3 protein-coding genes are annotated in these 2,072 nt (G+C 32.8%); all 3 read left to right on the forward strand.

All coding sequences use genetic code 11. The annotated features are described in order from the left end of the window. A partial coding sequence (locus tag IDG60_RS12040) for a 5'-nucleotidase C-terminal domain-containing protein (RefSeq protein ID WP_206160740.1) occupies nucleotides 1-472 on the forward strand: 472 nt, incomplete at its 5' end. A gap of 83 nt (nucleotides 473-555) precedes the next feature. After that, the gene (gene lipA / locus IDG60_RS12045; protein ID WP_000201875.1) at nucleotides 556-1,473 is read left to right on the forward strand and encodes a lipoyl synthase; all 918 of its coding nucleotides are present in this window, start codon (nucleotides 556-558) and stop codon (nucleotides 1,471-1,473) included. Nucleotides 1,474-1,602: 129 nt separating this feature from the next. After that, the gene (locus IDG60_RS12050; RefSeq protein WP_000598444.1) at nucleotides 1,603-1,986 is read left to right on the forward strand and encodes a YutD family protein; all 384 of its coding nucleotides are present in this window, start codon (nucleotides 1,603-1,605) and stop codon (nucleotides 1,984-1,986) included. Nucleotides 1,987-2,072: the final 86 nt, after the last annotated feature.

The following is a 2,072-nucleotide window of genomic DNA, read 5'->3' on the forward strand; positions in this document are numbered from 1 at the left end:
TGCATACTTATTAGCTCAAAGTGTTTGTGAGTATACACATGCACAATGTGCCATCATCAATGCTGGCTTACTCGTTAAAGATATTGTAAAAGATGAAGTGACAGAATATGACATTCATCAAATGTTACCGCATCCGATTAATATGGTAAGGGTTAGACTTTCTGGTGTGAAATTAAAAGAGATTATAACTAAAAGTAATAAACAAGAATATATGTATGAACATGCACAAGGTTTGGGTTTCAGAGGGAATATATTTGGAGGATATATTCTTTATAATTTAGGGTACATTCATTCTACAGGGCGTTACTATCTGAATGGAGAAGAAATCGAAGACGACAAAGAATATGTATTAGGTACGATAGACATGTATACGTTCGGTCGTTATTTCCCAACACTGAAAGAATTACCAAAAGAGTATTTAATGCCAGAGTTTTTAAGAGATATATTTAAAGAAAAATTATTGGAATATTAAAAAGTAAGATTATTGGATTTTCATTTGTCATGAATTTCGATATAATGTTTAAAGATACACTTAACAGGAGGGTATGTGTTGTTATGGCGACAAAAAACGAGGAAATATTACGTAAACCGGATTGGTTGAAAATAAAATTAAATACCAACGAAAACTATACAGGACTTAAGAAGATGATGAGGGAAAAAAATCTTAATACTGTATGTGAAGAAGCTAAATGTCCTAATATACATGAATGTTGGGGTGCACGTCGTACAGCGACATTTATGATTTTAGGTGCCGTATGTACAAGAGCTTGTCGTTTTTGTGCGGTTAAGACAGGTTTACCTAATGAACTTGATTTAAATGAGCCTGAACGTGTAGCTGAATCAGTTGAATTAATGAATTTGAAACACGTTGTTATCACTGCTGTTGCGCGTGATGATTTAAGAGATGCTGGTTCAAATGTTTATGCTGAGACAGTACGTAAAGTTAGAGAAAGAAATCCATTTACAACGATTGAAATTTTACCATCAGATATGGGCGGGGACTATGATGCGTTAGAAACATTAATGGCGTCAAGACCTGACATTTTAAACCATAATATTGAAACTGTTCGTCGCTTAACACCGAGAGTTCGTGCGCGTGCGACTTACGACAGAACATTAGAGTTTTTACGTCGTTCAAAAGAATTACAACCAGATATCCCAACTAAATCAAGTATTATGGTTGGATTAGGTGAAACTATAGAAGAAATTTATGAAACGATGGATGATTTACGTGCGAATGATGTAGATATTTTAACGATTGGTCAATATTTACAACCTTCACGTAAACATTTAAAGGTTCAAAAATATTACACGCCTTTAGAGTTTGGTAAATTAAGAAAAGTGGCAATGGATAAAGGGTTTAAACATTGCCAAGCTGGACCTTTAGTACGTAGTTCTTATCATGCGGATGAGCAAGTAAATGAAGCTGCTAAAGAAAAGCAACGCCAAGGTGAGGCACAGTTAAATAGTTAATATTTAACAATTAATAAGGCATAAAGGCTTAGTTTGTACAAAACGAACGTGTCATAGAAGTAATCATTATTTTTATGAAACACTAAAAGTATAAACTGAGCCTTTCATTGTCATAGATAGGTGAAGAATTTGATAAAAGTAGATCAACATTACTTTGAATTAATAGAAAATTATCGCGAATGTTTTAATGAAGAACAATTTATTGCTAGGTATTCAGATATTTTAGACAAATATGATTACATTGTTGGTGACTATGGTTACGATCAATTACGATTAAAAGGCTTTTACAAAGATTCTAATAAAAAAGCAGAGATGAGTAAACGTTTTTCAAATATTCAAGATTACATATTTGAATATTGTAACTTTGGTTGTCCTTACTTTGTATTAAGACATTTGTCTAAACAAGAGGTTAAAAAGTTAATCGAAGAAGTTCATCCGTCTGATGTGATAGATGACGACAATAAACTTCAAGATGTGAAGATTAAGCCAACCATTCAAGATACTGAACATTAATAAAACCCTTAGCTAGATTGAAAATGGGAATCATGCAATTCAAGCATGGACCTGTAATCTAGTTAGGGGTTTTTATCTTTAATGAA

The organism is Staphylococcus sp. EG-SA-2 (genome assembly GCF_017152085.1).

Excerpts from the sequence above, each read along its gene's own strand:
- lipA (WP_000201875.1), top strand. The coding sequence starts at position 556 with ATGGCGACAAAAAACGAGGAAATATTACGTAAACCGGATTGGTTGAAA.